Raw genomic sequence first — 3,035 nt, 5'->3', positions numbered from 1 at the left:
AAAGAGAGAAGGCATCCTGCGAACCTTCAGCAGTTCGTAGGGGAATCGAACCCCTGTTTTCGCCGTGAGAGGGCGACGTCTTAGCCTCTTGACCAACGAACCGTACTCGCTTATAATACACGATGTCTGGAGAAAATGCAAGTGTTTTTTTGAAAAAAATTTAAAAAATTTCAAAAAGTAGCGAAATTCGCATTTTACTTGCATTTTTTACCAGTTATGGTATGATAAAACAAACAAATGTTCTAAAAAACAGAAATACGTTCTAAAAAGAAAGAAAAAAGATTAGAATAGAGAAGGAGAAGACAAATGAAACAGTACAAAGGAGCCATTTTTGATCTGGACGGAACACTGCTCGACTCGATGCGGGTCTGGGATGACATCGATGTTGCATTTTTAAAGAAGAGAGGACTTGAGGTTCCGCCGGATTATCAGGAGGCGATTACACCGCTCGGCTTTCTGGAGGCTGCCCGCTACACGATCAGACGGTTCGGCTTTCCGGAAACGCCGGAAGAACTGATTCAGGAGTGGCATCAGATGGCGGTCGACGCTTATACGTATGAAGTGGAGTTAAAAGACGGGGCAGCAGAATATCTCCGCTATTTAAAAGAAAAAGGAATCCGCATGGCGGTTGCTACCTCATCGAGCCCGGAGCTGTATGAGCCGGCCTTAAAGAGAAATGGGATTTATGAGTATTTTAAAGCATTTGTCACCGTCTCGGAAGTAAAGCGCGGCAAGGGCTTTCCGGATATCTACGAGAAAGCGGCTGAAAAGCTGTCTCTTCCGCCGGAAACGTGTGTGGTATATGAAGATATCCTAACGGGAATCCGCGGCGCCAAAATGGGCGGATTTGCGGCTGTGGGCGTGTATGACAGAAGCGGGGAAGGAAACCGCGCAAAGATGGAGCAGGAAGCAGACCGCTACGTGACTTCTTTTAAGGAGCTGATGAACGGAGGAGATTCTTTCTTTTAAAGAAAATCTTGCTATTCCGGGAAGAAAAATGATATAATAAAACACTGTGCCCCCAAAATGGGACAGACAGAAGTATTATTAAGAGAAAAAGACAGTAACACATAAGTGAGGATAGAACAGTTATGCCAAAAAAAGAAACGTATGATGCCAGCAGTATTTCCGTGCTGGAAGGTCTCGAAGCAGTGCGTAAGCGCCCTGGTATGTATATCGGAAGTACCTCGCGGAAAGGCCTGAATCATCTGATTTATGAAATTGTAGACAATGCGGTGGACGAGCATCTTGCGGGCTGCTGCGACACCATTCACGTAACACTTGAAGCAGACGGCTCGGCGACCGTGACCGACAACGGCCGCGGAATCCCGGTCGGCATGCATGAAAAAGGCGTTCCGGCGGAGCGTCTCGTTTTTACAACCCTGCACGCCGGCGGTAAATTCGACAACAATGCGTACAAGACAAGCGGCGGTCTGCACGGTGTCGGTTCTTCGGTTGTCAATGCGCTTTCCACCTATCTTGACGTACAGGTCAGCCTCGGCGGCTGGGTTTACCACGACCGCTACGAACGAGGTGTTGCCGTACAGGAACTCGATGAGGATGGTCTGCTGCCGAAGATCGGAAAAACGAAGAACAGCGGAACCCGCATCAACTTCCTGCCGGATCCGGAAATCTTTGAGAAAACGCGTTTTTCCGCAACAGAGGTCAAAAGCCGTCTCCATGAGACTGCATATCTGAACCCGGCACTTACCATTTATTTTTCCGATCTGCGCGATGGAAAAGAGGAGCACCTGACGTATCACGAGCCGGACGGCATTGTCGGTTTTGTGCGCGATCTGAATAAGAACAAAGAGGCAATCCACGATCCGATTTATTTCAAAGGGGAATCTGAGGGCATTACCGTGGAATGTGCGTTCCAGTATATCAACGAATTCCAGGAAAACGTGCTCGGCTTCTGTAATAATATCTACAACGCTGAGGGCGGTACCCATATTTCAGGTTTCAAATCGACCTTTACGACGATTATGAACAGCTATGCCAGAGAAATCGGTGTCTTAAAAGAGAAAGACAATAACTTTACGGGATCGGACATCCGAAACGGAATGACCGCCGTTATTTCGATCAAGCACCCGGACCCGCGGTTCGAGGGCCAGACGAAAACGAAGCTGGACAACCCGGATGCGGCAAAGGCAGCCGGAAAAGTAACGGGTGAAGAGATTCCGCTGTATTTCGACCGCAATCTCGAAGTGCTGAAAAACGTCCTTGCCTGCGCCGAGCGCTCTGCGAAAATCCGCAGAAGCGAAGAAAAAGCCAAGACGAATATGCTGACGAAGCAGAAATATTCGTTTGATACGAACGGCAAGCTGGCAAACTGCGAGAAAAAGGATCCGTCCCTGTGCGAGATCTTTATCGTCGAGGGAGATTCTGCGGGCGGTTCTGCAAAGACGGCGCGTGACCGTAATTTCCAGGCGATTCTGCCGATCCGCGGTAAGATTCTGAACGTAGAGAAGGCTTCTATTGATAAAGTTCTGGCAAACGCCGAGATTAAATCCATGATCAATGCATTCGGCTGTGGCTTTTCCGAGGGGTACGGCAACGATTTCGATATCACCAAACTCCGCTACGATAAAATCATCATCATGGCGGATGCCGATGTCGACGGTGCGCATATTTCAACACTGCTGCTGACGCTGTTCTACCGTTTCATGCCGGAGCTGATCTACGAGGGACATGTCTATATCGCGATGCCGCCTCTTTACAAGGCAATGCCGTCCCGCGGAAAAGAAGAGTATCTGTACGACGACAAAGCACTGGAAAAATACAGAAAGACACACAAAGAGAAATTTACGCTGCAGCGATACAAAGGCCTTGGCGAGATGGACCCGGAGCAGCTCTGGGAGACGACACTGAATCCGGAGACGAGACTTTTGAAGCGTGTGGAGATCGAGGATGCCCGTATGGCCTCCGATGTGACGGAAGTGCTGATGGGAACCGAGGTTCCGCCGCGGAAAGCATTTATTTATGAGCATGCAACCGATGCAGAGCTGGATATTTAACATCAGTAGACAAGAAGT

The 3,035-nt window shown here is 48.8% G+C and carries 2 protein-coding genes and 1 tRNA gene; 2 read left to right on the top strand and 1 reads right to left on the bottom strand.

Annotation, left to right across the window (positions count from 1 at the left end; all coding sequences use genetic code 11):
- Positions 1–30: 30 nt before the first annotated feature.
- Positions 31–102 (bottom strand) — tRNA-Glu (locus ACY2VW_RS13735).
- Positions 103–306: 204 nt separating this feature from the next.
- On the opposite strand from ACY2VW_RS13735, the gene ACY2VW_RS13730 reads away from it, so the two are divergent.
- Both ACY2VW_RS13730 and ACY2VW_RS13725 read left to right on the top strand, forming a co-directional pair.
- The gene (locus ACY2VW_RS13730) at positions 307–969 is read left to right on the top strand and encodes an HAD family hydrolase (protein ID WP_055267566.1); all 663 of its coding nucleotides are present in this window, start codon (positions 307–309) and stop codon (positions 967–969) included.
- 122 nt (positions 970–1,091) lie between these two features.
- Positions 1,092–3,017: a DNA gyrase/topoisomerase IV subunit B gene (locus ACY2VW_RS13725; RefSeq protein WP_461874263.1), complete on the top strand. Its 1,926-nt coding sequence runs from the start codon at positions 1,092–1,094 to the stop codon at positions 3,015–3,017.
- Positions 3,018–3,035 lie beyond the last annotated feature (18 nt).

Source organism: Fusicatenibacter sp., from assembly GCF_977045365.1.
The sequence above is the reverse complement of the archived record's forward strand: the minus strand, read 5'-3'. Positions and strand labels throughout refer to the sequence as shown.